Source organism: Shinella sp. S4-D37 (assembly GCF_040812195.1).
Classification (GTDB): Bacteria; Pseudomonadota; Alphaproteobacteria; order Rhizobiales; family Rhizobiaceae; genus Shinella.
Genome location: NZ_JBFNXL010000005.1, coordinates 2517656 through 2537113 on the forward strand (window position 1 = coordinate 2517656; position 19458 = coordinate 2537113).

Annotated in this window: 21 protein-coding genes; 6 read left to right on the plus strand and 15 right to left on the minus strand. The window is 67.1% G+C overall.

What is annotated here, in order from left to right:
* Window positions 1-29: 29 nt before the first annotated feature.
* From mnhG to AB3G45_RS19890, 9 genes are all read right to left on the minus strand, one after another.
* A complete protein-coding gene (gene mnhG / locus AB3G45_RS19850) occupies window positions 30-386 on the minus strand; it encodes a monovalent cation/H(+) antiporter subunit G (protein WP_367832173.1) in 357 nt (118 codons plus the stop codon).
* Window positions 386-751, minus strand: a complete 366-nt coding sequence (locus AB3G45_RS19855) for a cation:proton antiporter (RefSeq protein WP_367832174.1) — start codon at window positions 749-751, stop codon at window positions 386-388. Before AB3G45_RS19855 ends, mnhG begins: the two co-directional genes overlap by 1 nt.
* On the minus strand, window positions 751-1224 hold the full coding sequence (locus tag AB3G45_RS19860; RefSeq protein ID WP_367832175.1) for a Na+/H+ antiporter subunit E: 474 nt from the start codon (window positions 1222-1224) through the stop codon (window positions 751-753). Before AB3G45_RS19860 ends, AB3G45_RS19855 begins: the two co-directional genes overlap by 1 nt.
* 1 nt (window position 1225) lies before the next feature.
* Window positions 1226-2767 carry a Na+/H+ antiporter subunit D gene (locus tag AB3G45_RS19865; protein WP_367832176.1) on the minus strand — a complete coding sequence of 514 codons (1542 nt, stop codon included), beginning with the start codon at window positions 2765-2767 and terminating at the stop codon, window positions 1226-1228.
* A 17-nt stretch (window positions 2768-2784) separates the two neighbouring features.
* Window positions 2785-3162: a Na+/H+ antiporter subunit C gene (locus AB3G45_RS19870; protein WP_367832177.1), complete on the minus strand. Its 378-nt coding sequence runs from the start codon at window positions 3160-3162 to the stop codon at window positions 2785-2787.
* Window positions 3162-3581, minus strand: coding sequence for a Na(+)/H(+) antiporter subunit B (locus AB3G45_RS19875; protein ID WP_367832178.1), 420 nt, complete (start codon window positions 3579-3581; stop codon window positions 3162-3164). The genes AB3G45_RS19870 and AB3G45_RS19875 overlap by 1 nt, the downstream gene beginning before the upstream one ends.
* 80 nt (window positions 3582-3661) lie before the next feature.
* Complete coding sequence (locus tag AB3G45_RS19880) at window positions 3662-5986, minus strand: putative monovalent cation/H+ antiporter subunit A (protein ID WP_367832179.1); 2325 nt, start codon at window positions 5984-5986, stop codon at window positions 3662-3664.
* 112 nt (window positions 5987-6098) lie between these two features.
* Window positions 6099-6515, minus strand: a complete 417-nt coding sequence (locus AB3G45_RS19885) for a type II toxin-antitoxin system VapC family toxin (RefSeq protein WP_367832180.1) — start codon at window positions 6513-6515, stop codon at window positions 6099-6101.
* Between the two features lie 2 nt (window positions 6516-6517).
* A complete protein-coding gene (locus tag AB3G45_RS19890; protein WP_367832181.1) occupies window positions 6518-6751 on the minus strand; it encodes an AbrB/MazE/SpoVT family DNA-binding domain-containing protein in 234 nt (77 codons plus the stop codon).
* A gap of 139 nt (window positions 6752-6890) precedes the next feature.
* Here AB3G45_RS19890 and msrB point away from each other — a divergent pair, with 139 nt between their 5' ends.
* Window positions 6891-7298, plus strand: coding sequence for a peptide-methionine (R)-S-oxide reductase MsrB (msrB, locus tag AB3G45_RS19895; protein ID WP_367832182.1), 408 nt, complete (start codon window positions 6891-6893; stop codon window positions 7296-7298).
* Between the two features lie 21 nt (window positions 7299-7319).
* Here msrB and AB3G45_RS19900 read toward each other — a convergent pair whose 3' ends face one another.
* Window positions 7320-7823, minus strand: coding sequence for an N-acetyltransferase family protein (locus AB3G45_RS19900; protein WP_367832183.1), 504 nt, complete (start codon window positions 7821-7823; stop codon window positions 7320-7322).
* A 180-nt stretch (window positions 7824-8003) separates the two neighbouring features.
* On the opposite strand from AB3G45_RS19900, the gene AB3G45_RS19905 reads away from it, so the two are divergent.
* Window positions 8004-8504 carry a hypothetical protein gene (locus AB3G45_RS19905; RefSeq protein ID WP_367832184.1) on the plus strand — a complete coding sequence of 167 codons (501 nt, stop codon included), beginning with the start codon at window positions 8004-8006 and terminating at the stop codon, window positions 8502-8504.
* Window positions 8505-8514: 10 nt separating this feature from the next.
* Here the strand turns inward: AB3G45_RS19905 and AB3G45_RS19910 are convergent, their stop codons facing one another.
* Together AB3G45_RS19910 and AB3G45_RS19915 are read right to left on the minus strand one after the other, a co-directional pair.
* Window positions 8515-9171: a hemolysin III family protein gene (locus AB3G45_RS19910; RefSeq protein ID WP_367832185.1), complete on the minus strand. Its 657-nt coding sequence runs from the start codon at window positions 9169-9171 to the stop codon at window positions 8515-8517.
* A gap of 130 nt (window positions 9172-9301) precedes the next feature.
* A complete protein-coding gene (locus AB3G45_RS19915; RefSeq protein ID WP_367832186.1) occupies window positions 9302-9655 on the minus strand; it encodes a hypothetical protein in 354 nt (117 codons plus the stop codon).
* A 325-nt stretch (window positions 9656-9980) separates the two neighbouring features.
* Between AB3G45_RS19915 and AB3G45_RS19920 the strand changes: the two genes are divergently transcribed.
* A complete protein-coding gene (locus AB3G45_RS19920; protein WP_367833628.1) occupies window positions 9981-10850 on the plus strand; it encodes a VOC family protein in 870 nt (289 codons plus the stop codon).
* 69 nt (window positions 10851-10919) lie between these two features.
* Here the strand turns inward: AB3G45_RS19920 and AB3G45_RS19925 are convergent, their stop codons facing one another.
* Entirely contained in the window at window positions 10920-11327 is a 408-nt protein-coding gene (locus tag AB3G45_RS19925; protein ID WP_367832187.1) for a DUF930 domain-containing protein, read from the minus strand.
* Between the two features lie 162 nt (window positions 11328-11489).
* Here AB3G45_RS19925 and AB3G45_RS19930 point away from each other — a divergent pair, with 162 nt between their 5' ends.
* Together AB3G45_RS19930 and AB3G45_RS19935 are read left to right on the plus strand one after the other, a co-directional pair.
* Window positions 11490-12617, plus strand: coding sequence for an AI-2E family transporter (locus AB3G45_RS19930; RefSeq protein WP_367832188.1), 1128 nt, complete (start codon window positions 11490-11492; stop codon window positions 12615-12617).
* A 90-nt stretch (window positions 12618-12707) separates the two neighbouring features.
* Entirely contained in the window at window positions 12708-14801 is a 2094-nt protein-coding gene (locus tag AB3G45_RS19935) for a S9 family peptidase (protein ID WP_367832189.1), read from the plus strand.
* Between the two features lie 202 nt (window positions 14802-15003).
* On the opposite strand, the gene AB3G45_RS19940 is transcribed toward AB3G45_RS19935, so the two are convergent.
* Together AB3G45_RS19940 and AB3G45_RS19945 are read right to left on the minus strand one after the other, a co-directional pair.
* Window positions 15004-17076, minus strand: a complete 2073-nt coding sequence (locus tag AB3G45_RS19940; protein ID WP_367832190.1) for a caspase domain-containing protein — start codon at window positions 17074-17076, stop codon at window positions 15004-15006.
* Between the two features lie 137 nt (window positions 17077-17213).
* Window positions 17214-17693, minus strand: a complete 480-nt coding sequence (locus AB3G45_RS19945; RefSeq protein WP_367832191.1) for a hypothetical protein — start codon at window positions 17691-17693, stop codon at window positions 17214-17216.
* A 159-nt stretch (window positions 17694-17852) separates the two neighbouring features.
* On the opposite strand from AB3G45_RS19945, the gene AB3G45_RS19950 reads away from it, so the two are divergent.
* Window positions 17853-19373, plus strand: a complete 1521-nt coding sequence (locus AB3G45_RS19950) for a YdiU family protein (RefSeq protein ID WP_367832192.1) — start codon at window positions 17853-17855, stop codon at window positions 19371-19373.
* Window positions 19374-19458: the final 85 nt, after the last annotated feature.

Below are 19458 nucleotides of genomic sequence, written 5' to 3' on the forward strand. Positions count from 1 at the left end.
AATTTCTGGGCTTGCGTCTAAACCATTTATCAACGTTTCTTGTTGCCGCGCTCGCGCGCATCGCGCATCTCGTCGAGCACGGTATGGCGCGAGAGGCGATAGCCGGCCTCGTGTGCGGCCCTGGCGACGAGATGGGCGGCGATCGGCGCCGTCAGCACGAAGAAGACGAAGCCGGCGAGCGCCCGGGTGAAGATCGCCGCGTCGAGCGAATGGATGCCGGCGGCAAAGAGCATCAGGCCAGAGCCGACCGTGCCCGCCTTCGAGGCGGCGTGCATGCGCGTATAGACGTCCGGCAGGCGCACGACGCCGAGGGCCGCCAGGAAGGTGAAGATGCCGCCGGCGACCAGCATGACGGCGACGACGATAGCAAGAACAAGATCCACCATCAGCCCCGCCTCCTGGTGCTGGCCGCCTTGCCGTGGCGCACGCCCCTGTGCACCGGGCTTTCGTTCCCGGCCCCCGCCTCGTCCGCTTCCATGCCCTGGCGCAGCACGAAGCGCGCGAAGGCGACGGTGGCGAGGAAACCGACGAGGCCGAGCGCGATGGCGATGTCGATATAGAGGTTGAAGCCGGTCCTGATGGCGAGGACGGCGATGAAGCCGATGGCGATGGCCACCAGCATGTCGAGCGCGACGACGCGGTCCGGTAGCGTCGGCCCCTTGACGACCCTATAGGCCGTCAGGAAGAAAGCCGCGCACATCAGGAAAAGCGCGATCGTGGCGGCCGTGGAGATGACGGTTTCGGCGCTCATCAGCGGAAGGCCTCCAGGATCTTCTTCTCGAAGCCGGTCGCGATGTCCCGTCGGGTGCCGACGGGATCGGAGCAGTCGAGCGCGTGCACATAGAGCACCTTGCGGTCGGCGGAGACGTCGACGGACAGCGTGCCCGGCGTCAGGGTGATGAGGTTGGCGAGCAGCGTGATCTCGAAATCCCGGTCGACCGTCAGCGGAAAGGCGAAGATGCCGGGTTTCAGCGCCATTTTCGGGCTCGCCACCAGCACCGCCACCTTCCAGGCCGACAGCGCCAGTTCCTTGACGAACAGCAGGGTGAGCGACAGCACCTTCAAGGGCCGGATGCGCCTTCCGTCCGGCTGGATGTGATCGCGGATCAAGACGAGCGACAGCGCGCCCGCGGCAAGGCCGAGCACGAGGTTGGGAAGCGTGAAGCTGCCGGAGACGGCGAGCCAGGCGAGCGCGAAGAGGGCGACGGTGAAGGCGGGCCGCATGTCAGTTGCCTCCCGGAAAGACGGAGCCGATATAGGCCCTGGGATCGGCCAGCCCCTGCGCGGCAAGCTGGATGGTCGACAGCAGCGCATCCGGGAAGAGGCCGAAGCCCACCGTCAGCGCGGTGAGCGCGGCAAGCGGCACGAGCGCGCTCGCCGGAATGGCTTCCGCTGCCATGGAGCCGGCGGCCGGCCGCCAGTAGGCCAGAAGGAACACCCGGCCGACCGCGATGGTCGTCAGAAACCCGGTGAGGAGGACCGTCGCCGCCAGCCACCAGGCGCCGATATCCATCGCCGCCTTGGCCACCATGACCTTCGGCCAGAAGCCGGAGAAGGGCGGCAGGCCGGAGACGGCGAAGAACAGCACAAGAGACAGGGCGGAGAACAGCGCAGAGCGCGTATAGAGCCCGCCGAGGCGGGCAAGGTCGAACGTGCCGGCAAGCCGCCCGGCAAGGCCCGCGGCCATGTAGAGCGCCGTCATCACCACCATGGAATGCAGCGCATAGAAGATCGCCCCGCCGGTGCCGCCGGGGCTGCCCAGCGACAGGCCAGCCAGCATGACGCCGATGCCCGAGATGACGAGATAGCCGAGCAACCGGCGGATATCGGCCTGCCCGAGCGCGCCGAGCGCCCCGAGGAGCATGGTGGCCGCGCCGGTGAGCGCGATGACGAAGCTCAGTTCCTCCCGCTCGACCGGGAAGAGCATGATCAGCGTGCGCAGCAGCGCATAGATGCCGACCTTGGTGAGCAGGCCCGCAAACAGCGCCGACACCACGACGCGCGGCGTGTGGTAGGAGGCCGGCAACCAGAAATTCACCGGGAAGGCCGCGGCTTTCATGCCGAAGGCGGTGAAATAGAGCATGGCAAGCGTCATCAGCGGCAGTTCGGCGCGGCCCGCCGCCGCCTTGGTGGCGATGTCGGCCATGTTGAGCGTGCCGAAGATGCCGTAGAGATAGCCGGTCGCGATGAGGAACAGCGTGGTCGCGACGAGGTTGAGGAAGGCATACTTGATCGCGCCGTCGATCTGCCGCGGCTCCGAGCCGAGCGTGACGAGGCCGAAGGACGAGATCAGCAGCACCTCGAACCAGACATAGAGGTTGAAGATGTCGCCCGTCAGGAAGGCGCCGGAAACGCCGGCCATCAGCAGGAGCAGGAAGGGATAGAAGCCGTAGCGCCGGCCGCTCGCGTCGATATCGCCGAGCGCATGCACCGCGCCCGCAAGGGCCACGACGGCGCCGGCAAGGGCGAAGAGCACGCCCGTCAGGTCCGCGGTAAACGCGATGCCGAAGGGCGGCAGCCAGCGGCCCATCACCATCGTCACGGGACCGTTCGCGAAGACATGGGCGAAGAGCAGCGCATCGAGCAGCACCAGCACGGCCAGCGCGGGAACGGCAAGGAGGCCCTGCAGGCGCAGCGCCTTGCGGGCCATCAGGAGCACCGCGCCGGCAAGAATGCACCAGGCGGGCGGCAGCACGACCAGCCAGTCGGCGGTGGCGACCGGCGTCATGACGAGGGCTGCGGTAAGATCGGTCGGCGTTGCGGCCATTGGCGGGTCGGTTCCTGTCAGTAGCCGGTCGGCGGAAGGGGCTCGTTCTCCGGTTCCGCCAGCCGCATCTCGTTGCCGTTGTCGGTGCCGAGATCCTGGTAGGCACGGTAGACGAGAACCATGAGGAAGGCGAAGAAGGAGAAGGAAATGACGATCGCCGTCAGGATGAGGGCCTGCGGCAGCGGATTGGCGGTGAGCGCCTGCGGCACGTCATGGCCGGCCGGGATGATCGGCGGCACCTCGCGCAGGATGCGGCCGCTGGTGAAGAGGAGAAGGTTCACCGCATTGCCGAGCAGCACGACGCCGAGCAGCACGCGCACCAGGAACTTCGACAGCATCAGGTAGACGGCGGCGGCAAAGAACAGGCCCACGAGGAGCACGAAGGGCACGTCCATCAGGCGTCGTCCTCCGCTTCCAGCGCCAGCGCGATCGAGGTGATCGCGCCCACCACGACGAGATAGACGCCGGTATCGAACAGCATCACGCTGGACAGCGGGATCTCGACGCCGAGGACGGTGGGATAGATCCACAGCCCCGTCATGAAGGGCACGGCGAAGAAGATCGACAGGAGGCCGGCGATCGCCGCGATGAAGAGCCCGAAGGCCGAGATCGCCATCGGGTGGAACCACAGCGCCCTGCGCACGGCGGCAATGCCGTTGGCGATGCCGAGGATCGCAAAGGCCGACACCGCGATCAGCCCGCCGATGAAGCCGCCCCCCGGCTCGTTGTGGCCGCGCAGCAGCACGAAGAGCGAGAACAGCACCATGAGCGCGGTGAGGAAGGGGGCGACGGTGCGGAAGATGAGCGTGTTCATCGGCGGACGGCCTTTCGCGGGGGCGTGCGGGGTAGCGGCATTGCCCTGCCCCTGGGGGCGGCGACCAAAGACCCGGCCCATCACGCCCTCCCCTTGCGGATACGGATGATCGACAGGATCGCCAGGCCCGTCACCATGACGACGGTGATCTCGCCCAGCGTGTCCGTGCCGCGGAAATCGACGATGATGACGTTCACCACATTGGCGCCGTGCGCGATCGTCTTGGAATAGAGGTTGAAGAAATCGGTGAGCGCCGTGTCGAAGCGGCCCTGCGTGACCTTCAGGAGATAGAGCGAGAAGCCGAGGCCGCAGGCGATGGCGATGACGGCGTCCGCGATCTTCTCGGCGAGCGGCCGGTGGTCGCGCGGCGTCAGCTTCAGCCGCGTCATGACGAGGGCGAGGATGACGACCGAGAGCGTCTCGATCATGAACTGGGTGAAGGCGAGGTCCGGCGCGCCGAAGAGCAGGAAGAGCATGGCGACGCAAAAGCCCTGGATGCCGAGCGCGACGATGGCCGTCAGGCGGTTGCTCGCCGTCAGCACCGCGCCGATGCCGAGGACGGCGAGCGCCATGACGGCCAGTTCATGGAACGGCATGTCGGCCGGCCAGACCGGCAGGCGCGGCCATTCGCCATAGACGGCCGGCGGCACGAGCAGCGCCAGCGCGATCGCCGCGAAGGTCGCCGTCATGTAGATCTCCATGCGGCCGGACTGGACAAGCCGGGTGACTGCCGCGGCGGCGCGCACGAGGCCGGCCATCGCCTGGTCGAAGCCGCGGTCCGGCCCCCAGCCGATATCCTCGATCAGCCGGTTCGCCGCCGCGCGCGCCTTGTCGATGAACAGGAAGACGGCGATGCCGAAGACAATGGTGACGACGGACAGCACGAGCGCGAGGCCGGCATGCGGCATGGCCGAGACGGTGACCGTCTCCGGCCTGCCGGCGATGGCGGAGGCGAGCGGCGCGGTCAGCAGGCCATGGGTGACGGCGGAGAAGAGGCCACTGACCAGCCCCAGGACGGCGAGCAGCATCGGGCCGATCCACAGGAGGGCCGGCCCCTCATGCGCATGCTTCGGCGTCTTGGCCGGCGGGCCGAGGAACGGCTTCAGCGCCACGGCGAAGGCGACGGCGAACATCAGCCCGTTGCCGATGACGGCCGCGACGGTGAACGCGACGGCGCGCAGGCTGCCGCCGGCAAGCGCCGCATAGACCTCCTCCTTGGCCAGGAAGCCGAAGAAGGGCGGCAGGCCGGCCATGGAGAGCGCGGCGAAAAGAGCGGCAAGGAAGGTGACGGGCATCGCCCGCCTGAGCCCGCCGAGCCGGGTGATGTCGCGCGTGCCCGCCTCGTGGTCGACGAGGCCGGCGACCATGAAGAGCGCGCCCTTGAAGAGCGAATGGGCGACGAGATAGAGCGCGGCGGCGGCCACCGCATGCTCGGAACCGAAGCCGGTCAGCATCACGAGAAGGCCGAGCGAGGCGACCGTCGTATAGGCCAGCATCAGCTTCAGGTCCGTCTGGCGGATGGCGAGCACCGCGCCGACGAGCAGCGTCAGCCCGCCGAAGGCCGGCAGGATCGTCTCCCAGGCGGGCGTGCCGCCCATCACGGGGTTGAGCCGCATCAGCAGATAGACGCCGGCCTTCACCATGGTGGCCGAATGGAGATAGGCCGAGACGGGCGTCGGCGCCTCCATGGCGTTGGGCAGCCAGAAATGGAACGGGAACTGCGCCGACTTGGTGAAGGCGCCGCCGAGGACGAGGAAGAGCAGCGGCAGGTAGAAGGGGCTCGCCCGCACCTCCGCGCCGAAGGACATGAGCAGCGAAAGCTGCGTGACGTCGGTGACGTTCCACAGCAGCAGCAGCCCCGCCAGAAGGAAGAGCCCGCCCCCGCCGGTAACGACCAGCGCCTGCAGCGCGGCGCGGCGCGCGGCCTCCCGCGCATGGTCGAAGCCGATCAGAAGGAAGGAGGTGATCGAGGTCAGTTCCCAGAAGACGAAGAGCATCAGGAAGCTGTCGGAGGCGACGAGGCCGAGCATCGCGCCCATGAACATCAGGATGAAGGAGAAGAACCGCCCCTGGTGCGCATGCCCCTTCAGGTAGCCGCCGGCATAGAGCATGATCAGCGTGCCGATGCCGGAGATCAGCAGCAGGAAGGCAAGCGACAGGCCGTCGATCAGCCAGGAGAAGCTGACATTGTAGGACGGCACCCAGGCATAGCCGCCCGTGACGATCTCGCCGCGCGCGACCTCCGCGTTGAAGCCGAGGAAGTGCAGGAAGATCGCCGCCGGCACCAGGGCCAGCGGCCAGGCGGCATTGTGCCCGAGGAGCCGCGTGAGCGCGGGCGCGACCAGCGCGCCGAGAAACGGCAGACAGAAGGCAAGGAAGGTCAAGCCCATCGTGTCCGGTAGCATCCCCTCTCCCTCATGCGCGGGCTTTGCCCGTCGCGCCGTGTTTTTCTCAGATCGCCGGTTGTATGTCGGTATGCCGGAAATCGCTACCCTTGAACAGCAAGGGCGCGTCGTTTTACCCACCTTCACGCAGGTCGGGCGTGCGCAAGGCCAGGTTCGGGAAATAGGTGCGATATCGCGCGGCATCGCGCGTGATCAGGGTCAGGCCGGCAATCGCGGCATGGGCGCCGATGAAAAAATCCGGAAGCACGCCCGTGCGGCTGCCGCCGGAACTCCGGTAGGCCCGGAAGGCCTTTCCCGCAAGAAAAAGCCCCTGTCGTGGAATAGGCAGGTGCTCCAGTTCCGCAAGCGCGATCATCGCGTCGAGATCGGCGATGTCCCTGTAGCGCACCGACAGTTCGGCATAGACGACATCGTTGATCGCGAGGGGGCCGAGCAGCGCGGCGGCCTCAAGCTCTGCCTGCGACCACGCGGCCCAGGCCGGGTCTTCCGTCACGAGATCCAGCAGGACGTTCGTGTCGACCAGGAACATGGTCAATCTTCGCCGCGGGTCAGCGCCATGATCTCGTCCGTCGTCATGCCCTGACCGGCCTGCCCGCGCAGGCGGGCGAACCGGCTTTGCGGCCGCGCCTCGTCCACGGGCACGACGACCACGCTGCCATCCCCCGCCCGGCGGAACTCGACCCTGCTGCCGGGGCCGATGCCGAGAAGATCCCGCACGGCCTTCGGGATCGTCACCTGCCCTTTGCTCGTTACCGTCGTGCTCATGAAATCCTCGGTAATACCCATGTGAAAACCAGTATTACCCTACCATGCAAGCGGCAGGATCGCCAATGCCCATCGGAACCGGCCGCCGATTGTCTTGCCGCCCCCGGCACCCTATCTATGGCTCCGACAGGAGGACGCCATGAGCGACACGAAGACATTGAAGGTCAACAGGACGAAGGACGAGTGGCGGGAGATCCTGACGCCGGAGCAGTTCCGCATCACGCGCGAACACGGCACGGAACGCGCCTTTTCCAGCCCGGATTTCGACCTTTCCAGGAAGGGCACCTATCGCTGCATCTGCTGCGACAGGGCGCTCTACCGGTCGGAGGCGAAGTTCGACTCCGGCACCGGCTGGCCGAGCTTCTACGAGCCGATCGAAGCCGGCGCGGTGAGCGACCATTCCGACTATTCCTACGGCATGACGCGCACGGAGATCCGCTGCACGGACTGCGACGCCCATCTCGGCCACGTCTTCCCGGACGGCCCGCCGCCGACGGGCCTGCGCTTCTGCATGAACGGCGTGGCGCTCCGCTTCGATCCGGATTGAGCTTCTCCGGACCGGGTGGGTCTAGCGCTTGGGCACCTTGAGTTCCATGCAGGTCAGGTCCAGCCAGCGGCCGAACTTGATGCCGACTTCGCTGAACCTGCCGACCACCCGGAAGCCGAGCTTCTCGTGCAGCTTGATCGAGGCGGCGTTCTCCGCCTCGATCCCGGCGATCATCACATGGACGCCGTTGAAGCTGGCCCGGTCGATCAGCGCCTTGAGCAGGCGCTTGCCCGTGCCGGTGCCGCGGCAATCGCCGCGCACATAGACGGAATGCTCGACCGTGTGGCGGTAGCCGTCGAAGGCCCGCCAGTCGCCGTAGGAGGCATAGCCGATCACCTGCTTGCCGCGCGCGGCGACGAGCACCGGAAAGTCGCGCTCGCGGCGGGCGGTGAACCAGGCCTTGCGGTTGTCAAGATCGACGACCGCCTCGTTCCAGATCGCCGTCGTGTTGGCGACGGCGTCGTTGTAGATGTCCATGATGCCGGGAAGATCCGCCTCCACGGCGTCGCGTATCGTGATGTCCATGGTTTCCCCCGGCTCCGCCTCATGCCATACAGGAGGAGCGGGAAATCTGTCCAGCCCGCTTTGCGGAACCGAACGGCAAACGCGACGCGCCCGGGGTGCCACGGCCGTTCGAAAGCGCCACGCGATGAAACGCCCGCCGTCGTCCGTTCCCCGCAGGACGCCATCCACGAGGGACCGACCGTGCACCGTTTTCTCCTCCTTCTTTTCCTCGCCCTCCCCGCCGCCGCCCTCGCGCAGGGATGGGAGCCCTATGTCAACGCCCGCTTCGGCTTTACGGTGGAGATCCCGCCCGGCTTCGCGCTCGTGCAGGAAGCCGGCAACGGCGACGGGCGGACCTATGCGAAGGGCGAAGCCAAGCTCTCCGTCTGGGCGAACCATCTGGCGACCGGACCGTTCGAGGAGGAGGTCGCCGGCCGGCGCACGGCCTATCGGCAGGAGGGCTGGGACCTCAGCTACGACCGGGAGACGACCGGCTGGGCGAGCCTTTCGGGCACGCGCGCCGGGACGATCCTCTATCACCGCATCATCGCGCTGTGCGACGGCGCGGCCGCCGCCTTCGTGCTGGAATATCCGCAGGCGATGAAGGCGGAGATCTCGCCCTTCGTCGGGAAGCTGGTGAAATCGCTGCGGCCGGCCGAGGGCTGCGCGAGCGCGCAGGGCGCCGCCCCGCCGGCCGAGTGACGGCCGGCCGTCAGACGCCCGAAACGACGCTGGTCAGCACCGCCGAGTAATGCACGGCGGCGGCGGCGACGACGAAAGCGTGCCAGATGGCGTTCTGGAAGCGCAGTTTCTCGCGGATATGGAAGAGGACGCCGACCGAATAGAGCACCCCGCCGGTAACGATCAGCGCCAGCGTGGCGGCGGAAAGGCGCGTGGCCAGCGGCCCGGCGGCAAGCACGCCGCTCCAGCCCATGGCGAGGTAGACGAGGATCGCCAGCCGGTCATAGCGGCCGGGAAACAGGAATTTCAGCGCGATGCCCGCCCCCGCCATCAGCCAGATGCCGACGAGCATGCCGGCCAGCAGCGGATCGTCGATGCCGCGCTGGAGGAAGGGCGTATAGGTGGCGGCGATCAAAACGAAGATCGCCGCATGGTCGAAGCGGCGCAGGTGCCACTTGACCCTGGAGACCGGCCAGAGATTGTAGGCGAAGGAGGTGGCGAGCGCGACGACGAGCCCGACGCCGTAGACCCAGGCCGCCGCAAGCTGCCCGCTCGTCGCCCAGACGGTGGCGTAGAAGATCAGCGCCGTCACCCCGACCAGCGCGAGAACCACGCCGACGCCATGCACGATGCCGTCGGCGATCACCTCGCCCCGGTCATAGTTCCACTTGACGCCCTTGATCTCCACCGCATCCGGTCCTGGCTTATCGCTCCGGCCATGGTGGTCGTTTCATGTGGCAATCGCAAGGCTCATTACGCATCCCGGAAATGCGCCTGCTGCAACGGCGCCCCCTTGGGAGCGCCGTTGCCGTCCAGGATCAGAACGATGCGGTGATATTGACCCCCGCACTGATGTTGACCCCGAGCGGATTGTAGCCGGCGGCCGTCCCCGTGTAGGCGCAGAAGTTCGCGACCCTGGCCATCGGCTGGGGCCTGATGATCGTCGCGCTGCTCCAGTCCATTGCCACGGCAAGGCCGCCGACCATGCTTTGCCATCCCTGGATCGCCGGATTTCCCGCCGTCGCGGGAACCGCGGCGTTCAGGGCATTGGACAAGGCGTCGGCCATCACCTGCGCCAGTGCCTGGCTGACCGTCCCGATGAAGATCCGCGCCGCATCCTCGGGCGATGCAGCCGATGCCATTGTGTTGATTGTCGATGCTGCGATTTGCATTCTACCCTCCTGTGTGTAGGCGGATTAATATAACCATAGATTGCAATAATCCACCATAGGGTATATCTCGTCATAATGCACTTTTTAGGTGTATAAACGGAAGCCCAGCCGCATCGTCAACGTGGCATTGACGGTAAATCGCCGAAACGCCATCTTTCGTGAACGCCGCCGCTCTGCCATATTCCCTCCGACACAACGGCTTGCCTGAAGAAGCCGGAACAGGGATCAAACCATGACGGACCTCGACAGACGGACATTCCTCGGCGCCGCCGCCGCGGGGATCGCCGCCGCCAGGGCCGGCCCCAGCCGCGCGGAGACCGCCCCGATGAACGATGCGACCACCACGACCAGCCACGCCGTCGACATGCCGGCCTTCGTCGATCATTCGCACCTGACGGTAATCGACCTGCCGATGCTTTCGGCCTTCTACCAGCAGGTGATGGGCCTTTCGGTGCTCGATAGATCCGCCTCGGGCGAAACGCTGGGCGTTGCCGGCCGGCCGCTCCTGACGCTGACGACGGGCAGCAACACCGCCCGCGCGCCGCGCAATGCGCCGGGCCTGTTCCACACCGCCTTCCTCGTGCCGGACCGCCGGGAACTCGGCCGCTGGCTCGCCCATGCGGCGCATAACGACGTGCCGCTCACCGGCGCCTCCGACCACCTCGTCAGCGAGGCGATCTATCTCGACGATCCGGAAGGCAACGGCATCGAGATCTATCGCGACCGCGACCGCGCCGAATGGACCTACGCGCCCGACGGCACGGTGAAGATGGCGACGCACCGGCTCGACCTGCAGGCGCTCTACGACGCCGCGCCGAAGGAGGCCTGGAGCGCCGAGGAGGCCGGCACCCTCATCGGCCATATCCACCTCCAGGTCTCGGACATCCCGCAGGCGGACGCCTTCTTCCGCGACGTGCTCGGCCTCGACATCATGGCGACCTATCCCGGCGCAAGCTTCTTCGCGACGGGTAAATACCACCACCATGTCGCGGCCAATGTGTGGAATTCGCGCGGCCAGCCGAAACGCCAGTCCGGCATGACGGGCCTTGCCGACTACACGATCCGCTTCAACGACGCGGCGAAGCTGGAGACGGTGCTGAAGAAGCTGGACGACCTGTCGATCGCGACGACCCGCAACGGCGACACCGTCTCGCTGGTCGACCCCTGGGGCATCGGCCTCAGGCTCTCGGCCTGAGCCGACGCGGTACAGAGAGGCGGAGCATCGGGGCCATACCCCCCTCTGCCCTGCCGGCCGCGCGCACCCTCAATCGTAGAGATAGTGCTCGGCCCAGTCCTTGCGCGGCACCACGTCGCCGATGCGGTACTTGAAGGCGTTGACCTCCAGCCGGTCGGCGGTTCCCTCGCATTTGTAGGACAGGCGATACCACTCGCCGCCGCTGCGGAAGACGGCGCCCTTCGTGCGGATCGTCGTGCCCTCCAGCTTGGGATCGCCGAAGGCATAGGCGATCACCTTGTCCGGGCGGAAGCCGCCCTTGGCGCCGCTGATCTTGTCCATCGCCTCGATATCGCAGCGCTGTTCCAGCCGCTCTTCCGGCGTCAGCTTCTGAAGCTGGCTGCGGATGCGCGCGTCGATCGCCAGCGCGGGCGATGAACAGAGCGGCGCGAGCGCCAGGATGCAAAGGGCGATGCGCCCGCCTGCCTGCCGTTTCAACTGTCGGCCTCCTCTTCGTGGCGTCCGTGCGACACCTTAATTCGGGGTTAACGGGCAATATGTCGATTTCGCGGCGCTGGCAACCCACCTGAGGTTTCAAGCCGCCCGCCGCGGAACTTCCCTGCGCCTCGCGCGTTTCCGGCGCCAAAGAGGGGTTCTGCCATGCACGACATTTCCGGAAAACCTGCCGAACGGCGGCTCCTGCGGGGCGGTATCGATATCGAGAAGGGCCTTGCGGAGGAGACGCCGCGCCGCTACGGGCTCGACATCGCCGCCGCCTGGGCGGCGATCGGCATCTTCGCCATCATGGCCATGGCCGTCGTCTATCTCATGGCGCCGATCCTCATTCCGCTGTCGCTGGCGGTCGTCACCGGCCTCATCTTCGGCGTGGCGGCGGAAAAGCTCACCGAACTCGGCATCCCGCCGCTGCCGACGGCGCTGCTGCTCGCCGGCGCCTTCGGCGTCGGCCTGTTCTTCATCGCCGGCCTGCTGGCCGAGCCGATCACCCAGCTCGCCGCCAACGCGCCGGACCTCGTGCGCGGCGCCTATGACCGCATCACGCCGCTCTTTTCCCGCCTCGGCTGGCTGAACATCAGCCCGCAGACCTTCGAGAGCGGCCAGATGTCGATGGAGAAGGTGCTGGAGAACACCGGCAGCATCCTCGGCATCCTCTCGGCCAGCCTCACCCCCGCGCTGCTGCAGGCCATGATCTTCTTCGCCGCGCTGGTGCTCTTCCTCTCCGCCCGGCTGAAGCTGCGGCAGATGCTCATCATGGCCTTTCCGCGCCGCGGCCAGCGGCTCGCCGCCATCCGCGTCATGAACGCCATCGACAGCTCGCTCGGCTATTATTTCGCCACCGCGGCGCTGGTCTATGCCGCGCTCGGCGTGGTCACCGCCCTCATCACCTGGAGCGGCGGGCTCGCCATGCCGGTGCTCTGGGGGCTCTTCGCCTTCCTCTCCTCCTTCGTGCCCTTCCTCGGCGTGACGGTGATGACCATCGCGCTCGCCACCGCCGGCCTCCTCACCCACGAGACGCTGATGATGGGTCTCCTGCCGGCGCTCGCCTTCTTCCTCGTGCACCTTGCCATGGAGAACCTCGTCATGCCGGCCGTGATGGGCAAGCGGCTGGAGGTCAACGCCTTCATCATCTTCACCGCCATCATCTTCTGGACCTGGATGTGGGGCGCGGCCGGCGCCATGCTGGCGCTGCCCCTCTCCATCATCGGCATGACCATCGCCGACGAGCTGCGCCCCGCCAAGCGCAAGGCGAAGCGGAGCCTGCCGGGATAAACCGCACGAGACGCAAGAACCTCCGCTTGATGCGAGCGCCCCGGCTCTCTATCTCTCTGGTCCCGCCTATCGATTTGCCGGAGTGATCCCTTGCCCGTCTTCAACAACCTGCCCACCGCCCCCGTCGCCGCCAGGAAGCCGGTCTCCGATACCCGCCACGGCATCACCCGCACCGACGACTACGCCTGGTTCCGCGACGAGAACTGGCAGGCGATGTTCAAGGACCCCTCGATCCTCCAGCCGGAGATCCGCGCGCATCTGGAGGCGGAGAACGCCTATATGACGGCCGCCATGGCCGACACGGAAGCGCTGCAGAAGGCGCTGTTTGCCGAGATGCGCGGCCGCATCAAGGAGGACGACAGCTCCGTGCCGATGAAGGACGGCCCCTTCGCCTACGGCACCGCCTATGTCACCGGCGGCGAGCAGCCGCGCTATTTCCGCGAGCCGCGCGCGGGCGGCGAACGCACCGTCCTGCTCGACGGCGACAAGGAGGCGGAAGGCAAGGACTATTTCCGCCTCGCCGGCATCGACCCTTCCACCGACCATTCGCTCGGCATCTGGGGCTATGACGACAAGGGGTCTGAATATTTCACGCTGAGGGTGCGCGACCTTGCAAGCGGCGAGGACCGCGGCGACGAGCTCGCCAACACCGGCGGCGACGGCGTCTGGGCGCCGGATGCGAGAAGCTTCTTCTACACCGCGCTTGACGAGAACCACCGCCCGTCGAAGATCTTCCATCACATCCTCGGCGAGCGGCAGGAGAACGACCGCCTCGTCTACGAGGAGAAGGATGCCGGCTTCTTCATGTCGGTCGGCGGCTCGCTGATCGACGACTTCATCTATATCGACATCCACGACCACGAGACGAGCGAATACCGCCTGATCTCCACCAGGGACCTGCTCGCCAACCCGGTCGTCGTCGCCCCGCGCCAGACGGGCCTCGAATATTCGATGACGGAGGGCGGCGACGTCTTCTACATCCTCACCAATGCCGACGGCGCCAAGGACTTCAAGATCATGCAGACGCCGGTGACGGCGCCGGGCCGGGAGAACTGGACCGAGGTCGTGCCGCATCGCCCGGGCACGCTCGTCCTCAGCCACATGGCCTTTGCCCGCCACCTCGTCTGGCTGGAGCGCCACGAAGGCCTGCCGCGCATCGTCGTGCGCGACCGGCAAAGCGGCGAGGAGCACGCCATCGCCTTTGCGGAAGAGGCCTATTCGCTCGGCCTTTCCGGCGCGGCGGAATACGACACCGACGTCATCCGCTTCTCCTATTCCTCGATGACGACGCCCTCGCAACTCTTCGATTACGACATGGCGACGCGCGAGCGCACGCTGCTGAAGACGCAGGAAGTGCCGTCCGGCCACACGATCGACGACTACGTCACCCGCCGGGTCTTCGCGCCGGCACCGGACGGCGAGAGCGTGCCCGTCACCCTGCTCTACCGCAAGGACACGCCGCTCGACGGCTCCGCGCCCTGCCTGCTCTACGGCTACGGCGCCTACGGCATCACCATCCCCGCCTCCTTCAACACCAATTGCCTGTCGCTGGTCGACCGCGGCTTCGTCTATGCCATCGCCCATATCCGCGGCGGCAAGGACAAGGGTTTTGCCTGGTACGAGAACGGCAAGATGGACAGGAAGACCAATACGTTCAAGGACTTCATCGCCGCGGCCGACTATCTGAATCAAGAGAAGTTCACGTCCTACGCGAAGATCGTCGCCGAGGGCGGCTCGGCCGGCGGCATGCTCATGGGCGCGATCGCCAACATGGCGCCGGAAAAGTTCGGCGGCATCATCGCCGCCGTGCCCTTCGTCGACGTGCTCAACACGATGCTGGACGACACGCTGCCGCTGACCCCGCCGGAATGGCCCGAATGGGGCAACCCGATCGACAGCAAGGATTTCTACCAGCTCATGGCCAGCTACTCGCCCTACGACAATGTGGACGCGAAAGCCTATCCCGCCATCCTCGCCCTTTCCGGCCTCACCGACCCGCGCGTCACCTACTGGGAGCCGACCAAATGGGTCGCCCGGCTGCGCGAAAAAACCACCGGCACCGAGCCGATCCTCCTCAAGACCAATATGGGCGCCGGCCACGGCGGCGCCTCGGGCCGCTTCCAGCGCCTGGAGGAGATCGCCTTCGAATATGCCTTCGCGATCAAGGTGGCGGGGAAGATGTGACGGCGGCCCGCGGGCGGAGGTTTAGCCCCTCATCCCGCTGCCGCGACCTTCTCCCCGCAAGCGGGGAGAAGGAAGCAAGCCGTGAGGCTTTCCTGCATTTGACCATCTCCTCCTGGTGGGAAACCAGTGCAGCAAATCCCTTCTCCCCGCCTGCGGGGAGAAGGTGCCGGCAGGCGGATGAGGGGCGGTTGCAGCTTCGTCCCTACCGGAACGCCGCCACGCAGGCCTGCAAATCGCTCAGCATGGCGCTCGATCCCTTCAGGCTCGTGCGCACGTCGCCCATGCGGATGTGGTTGCCCCGCTTCAAGGCGTCGATCACCCGGTGGTCGCGGCCGAGGTCGTAGGCGATCTCGCCGCGGCCGTAGGCCTTGCCCGTGACGTCGTAGCCCTCGCTGTCGTCGATCCAGTATTTCGCATCGTTCGTGTAGTCGTCGCGGTAGTCGTAGGACGCGTCCTGGAAGCCGAAGGTGACGTGGCCGTCGTCGTACCAGCGGAAGGCGGCGTGGCGGCCGGCCTCGCCGCCGCGGGTGGCGCGGCAGTTGAGGAAGCGGTCGTCGCCGGAGAAGTCGGCGAGGACCTCCCAACCGCCGACCGTGCGCGCGGCGCGGTAGGGGTCGGCGTCCTTGCCGTAACCGTCGTCATGGCCGGAGGCGGCCGTTTCGCCATAGGCGTTCGCCTCGTGGCTCACGGCGCCGCCCGCCGCCGCATACTCGTCCGCCTTCACACCCAGGGCGGCATCGCTGCTCGTCGCATGCTCGTCCTCCGGGAAGTCGCGCAGCGCGTCGCGATACTTGTCGTAGAGCCCGAGGCGGCGCACGTCGACGAAGTCGAACTCGTAATCCTCCAGCGCCCGCACGCTGTTGTCGCGCAGGCGCACCAGGCCGCGCACGCGAAGACACCCGTCGCCGCACTCCACCTCGTCGACATATTCGCGGGCGCTGTCGTCCGGCGTCTTGATCGCGATGCCGAGGCTGTGGCGGCGTTCCTCGTTGATCGCGCGGAACATCAGGGATTGCGCGTAGCCGCGGCGGTCCTCGTCGAAATAGTCGTAGATCGCGCGCTCCTCGCTGGGGCTGAGATCGTCCCGGCTCGCCACATGGATGCGGCGCTCGGGAATGCTCGCCGAGGTGATGACGTTGCGCAGCCGCTCGTGCGAATAGACGGTCGAGAAATAGGAGACATAGTCGCAGCCTTCCGGCGGATACCAGAAGCGGACGTCGATCAGCACGAGCTGTCCGTCCTTGTAGAGGTCGGAAAGGCGGCGGTCCTGCGCGTAGTCGCCGAAGGCGATGCGCCCGCAGGGATCGCGCCGGTCGTTGGCGATCGAAAGGTAGGGCATCTCCCCGCCGTCCTCGTGCTCGCGCGAGAAACGCTTGCCGAGGAGGTCGATCTTGCGCTTGGCGACAGAGGCAAAGATGCCTTCCGGATAACGGCCGAGATAGCGGTCATAGGCCTCGCGGTTGTCGGCGAGCGCGGCGAATTCGTAGAAGGCGATCTCGGCCTCGTCGACCTTGTCGTCCTTCGGGCTCAGGGCGAATTTTCCGTAGTCCGCATCGCTCTGCCAGGTCTCCTGCCGGCCCTTGCTGCGCTCCTTGACGATCTCGCTCACCTTGCGGAAGGCCTCCTCCAGCACGATGCCGGGAATGCTGACCGCATCGACGAAGGCCGAGGCGAAGGGGCTTATCGGCGTTCCCTCGTAGTCGTAGGCGGTGCCGGGCGCGGCGGCATAGGCATAGTGCACGCCCTCGGCGTCCTTCGGCTCGGCAAGCCCGTCCGGGATGTCGCGCAGCGTGAGGAACGGGTTTTCGTGCGCGGCGTCGAAGAGCACGACCTTCAGGCCCTTGCCGAGCCCGCGCAGCGTCTTCGTGATCTCGGAGACGGGCAGCGAGCGGTTGCGAAGACCCGTCACGGTGCGGCCGGAGGCATCGACCGGCAGCAGGAAATTGTCCCCGTCGATCTGCACCGCATAGCCGGAGAAATAGACGAAGAGCACCGGGTCCTCCGCCTTCTCCGCCAGCCGGGTGAAATTGTTGAGCGCGGAGAGCATGCCGAGATGGTCGGCATCGGTGACGCGCGTCACGTCGAACTCCACCCGCTCCAGCGCCTCGCCGACGAGGTCGATGTCGTTCAGCGGGTTCTCCAGCGGCTCGGCATCCTCGTAGTCGGCATTGCCGATGAGGAGCGCGTAGCGCTCGGCGGCGAGCGCGGCGGGCGCGAAGAGGAGAAGAAGACAGGCGGCAAGCGCCCCGAGAAACCGATGGACATTCCGCTGCACGATACCCTCCCGAAGCATGATCGCGGCCCGCCGGCACCGGCATCCGCGCACCCACTGCATGCCTGAAGAAGGGGACGGACGGCGCCGCCCGCTTATTCAGCTGGCGGTGAAATTCCATCCGGCAGGGCGCGGCGGCGTCAGGAACCGGCGCAGGCAGCCACCAGCGTGTCGATCGCCGCCCGCGAGCCCGTGAGGGGAAGGGCGAGCGGCTTGAATGCCGTCCCGGGATAGGCGACGGTGAGCGCCCTGCCCGCCTTCAGCCGATCGACCAGCGGGCCCGCGATCGGGAACTCGCTGACCATCGCACCGTCCATCGCCTCGAAATGCGCCGGCCGGTCGAAGGCCTCGCCATCGACGGAAAGGCGCAGCGGGCTCGAAAAATCCCCGCCGTCGCCGGGCGGGAAATCCAGCGCCGCAGCGGCAAGGAAGCGCAGGCTCAGCCGGTCTTCCGGGCCGCATTTCAGGAAGAGGTTGCTCTCCGTCGACCCGGCCCCCACGCAGACCGAGGCGACCATGACGGGCCCTTCTTCCTCCTCGGAAATGCCGGCGCTCCAGGCGCCGCAGGTTTCCGCGAAGGCGATGGACGGGAACAGCAAAAGGACGGCGAGCGCACGCATCTGGCAGGACCCCGACATGTTGAACCCGCACGGCTTGTCCCATAACGCTAGCACCGTGCCGGAGGGCCGGCAAGCAAGCGTCCTTGCGCCGGCCCTTTCATTCCGGCCGCTTATCGCTACCTATAGGCAGAAGAGACGAGAACGCCGCAAGAGGACGCCATGAGCAACGCCACCGATCCGCAGCGCAGCGAGGCCGGCTGGCCGCCCGCCTTCGACAACAGCTATGCGCGCCTGCCGGACCTGTTCTTCGCCCCGGTCGATCCGAGCCCGGCGGAGGCGCCGCGGCTCATCGCGTTCAACCGGGCGCTGGCCGAAGACCTCGGCCTCGACGCGGACCGGCTGGAGCGGCACGGCGCGGGCTATTTCTCCGGCAACGTGCCGCTGCCCGGCTCGCTGCCGCTCGCCATGGCCTATGCCGGCCACCAGTTCGGCCAGTTCGTGCCGCAACTCGGCGACGGGCGGGCGATCCTCCTCGGCGAGGTGATCGACCGCGCCGGCCGGCGGCGCGACATCCAGCTGAAGGGCGCCGGCCAGACGCCCTATTCGCGCCGCGGCGACGGGCGGGCGGCGCTCGGGCCGGTGCTGCGCGAATATATCGTCAGCGAGGCCATGCATGCGCTCGGCATCCCGACGACTCGGGCGCTGGCAGCCGTCGCCACCGGCCAGCCGGTCTATCGCGAGCGCCCGCTGCCCGGCGCCGTCTTCACCCGCGTCGCGGCCAGCCATGTCCGCGTCGGCACCTTCCAGTTCTTCGCCGCGCGCGGCGACACGCAGAATGTGCGCGTGCTCGCCGACCACGTCGTCGACCGGCACTATCCGGAATTGAAGGGCGCGGAGAACCGCTATCTCGCGCTGCTGGACGCCGTCGCCGACCGGCAGGCCGCGCTGATCGCGAAATGGCTCGGCGTCGGCTTCATCCACGGCGTGATGAATACCGACAACATGACGATCTCGGGCGAGACGATCGATTTCGGCCCCTGCGCCTTCATGGACCGCTACGATCCGCGCACCGTCTATTCGTCCATCGACCGCAACGGGCGCTATGCCTTCGGCAACCAGCCGATGATCGGCCAGTGGAACATCGCCCGGCTCGCCGAGGCGCTGCTGGCCCTTCTTTCCGACGACCAGGACAGGGCGGTGGAGATGGCCAACGAAGCGGTCGGCCGCTTCATGGAGCGCTTCCAGGAGCACTGGAAGGCGGTGATCCGGGCGAAGATCGGCCTTGGCGCGGACAAGGCGGACGAGGCAGACGAGGACCAGGGCCTGATCCGCGACCTGCTCGTCACGCTCTACGAGCAGAAGGCCGACTATACGCTCGCCTTCCGGCGCCTTGCCGACGCGGCCGAGGGCCCGGCGGCGGACGACGCGCTGCAGGCGCTCCTCGAAACGCCCGGTGCGCTTGCGCCCTGGCTCTCCCAATGGCGCGCGCGGCTGGCGCGGGAGGCCGGGACGCCCGGGGCGCGCGCTACGGCGATGCGCCGCGTCAACCCCGCCTTCATTGCGCGCAACCACAAGGTGGAGGAGGCGCTGGCAGCGGCGGTCGACCATGGCGACTTCTCGCTGTTTTCGGCGCTGAACGACGTGCTGGCCCGGCCCTACGAGGACCAGCCCGCCTTTTCGGCCTACGCCGTGCCGCCGAAGCCCGGCGAGGAGATCACCGCGACCTTCTGCGGGACGTGAGGGGCAAGCTCCTTCCACGACAGCCGCGCCCGCAAAAACATGAGTAAAAAAGTATAATTTTTTCATCTCCCTTCCGCGGCATTGA

Excerpts from the sequence above, each read along its gene's own strand:
- mnhG (WP_367832173.1), bottom strand. The coding sequence starts at position 386 with ATGGTGGATCTTGTTCTTGCTATCGTCGTCGCCGTCATGCTGGTCGCC.
- AB3G45_RS19855 (WP_367832174.1), bottom strand. The coding sequence starts at position 751 with ATGAGCGCCGAAACCGTCATCTCCACGGCCGCCACGATCGCGCTTTTC.
- AB3G45_RS19860 (WP_367832175.1), bottom strand. The coding sequence starts at position 1,224 with ATGCGGCCCGCCTTCACCGTCGCCCTCTTCGCGCTCGCCTGGCTCGCC.
- AB3G45_RS19865 (WP_367832176.1), bottom strand. The coding sequence starts at position 2,767 with ATGGCCGCAACGCCGACCGATCTTACCGCAGCCCTCGTCATGACGCCG.
- AB3G45_RS19870 (WP_367832177.1), bottom strand. The coding sequence starts at position 3,162 with ATGGACGTGCCCTTCGTGCTCCTCGTGGGCCTGTTCTTTGCCGCCGCC.
- AB3G45_RS19875 (WP_367832178.1), bottom strand. The coding sequence starts at position 3,581 with ATGAACACGCTCATCTTCCGCACCGTCGCCCCCTTCCTCACCGCGCTC.
- AB3G45_RS19880 (WP_367832179.1), bottom strand. The coding sequence starts at position 5,986 with ATGCTACCGGACACGATGGGCTTGACCTTCCTTGCCTTCTGTCTGCCG.
- AB3G45_RS19885 (WP_367832180.1), bottom strand. The coding sequence starts at position 6,515 with ATGTTCCTGGTCGACACGAACGTCCTGCTGGATCTCGTGACGGAAGAC.
- AB3G45_RS19890 (WP_367832181.1), bottom strand. The coding sequence starts at position 6,751 with ATGAGCACGACGGTAACGAGCAAAGGGCAGGTGACGATCCCGAAGGCC.
- msrB (WP_367832182.1), top strand. The coding sequence starts at position 6,891 with ATGAGCGACACGAAGACATTGAAGGTCAACAGGACGAAGGACGAGTGG.
- AB3G45_RS19900 (WP_367832183.1), bottom strand. The coding sequence starts at position 7,823 with ATGGACATCACGATACGCGACGCCGTGGAGGCGGATCTTCCCGGCATC.
- AB3G45_RS19915 (WP_367832186.1), bottom strand. The coding sequence starts at position 9,655 with ATGCAAATCGCAGCATCGACAATCAACACAATGGCATCGGCTGCATCG.
- AB3G45_RS19920 (WP_367833628.1), top strand. The coding sequence starts at position 9,981 with ATGAACGATGCGACCACCACGACCAGCCACGCCGTCGACATGCCGGCC.
- AB3G45_RS19930 (WP_367832188.1), top strand. The coding sequence starts at position 11,490 with ATGCACGACATTTCCGGAAAACCTGCCGAACGGCGGCTCCTGCGGGGC.
- AB3G45_RS19945 (WP_367832191.1), bottom strand. The coding sequence starts at position 17,693 with ATGCGTGCGCTCGCCGTCCTTTTGCTGTTCCCGTCCATCGCCTTCGCG.
- AB3G45_RS19950 (WP_367832192.1), top strand. The coding sequence starts at position 17,853 with ATGAGCAACGCCACCGATCCGCAGCGCAGCGAGGCCGGCTGGCCGCCC.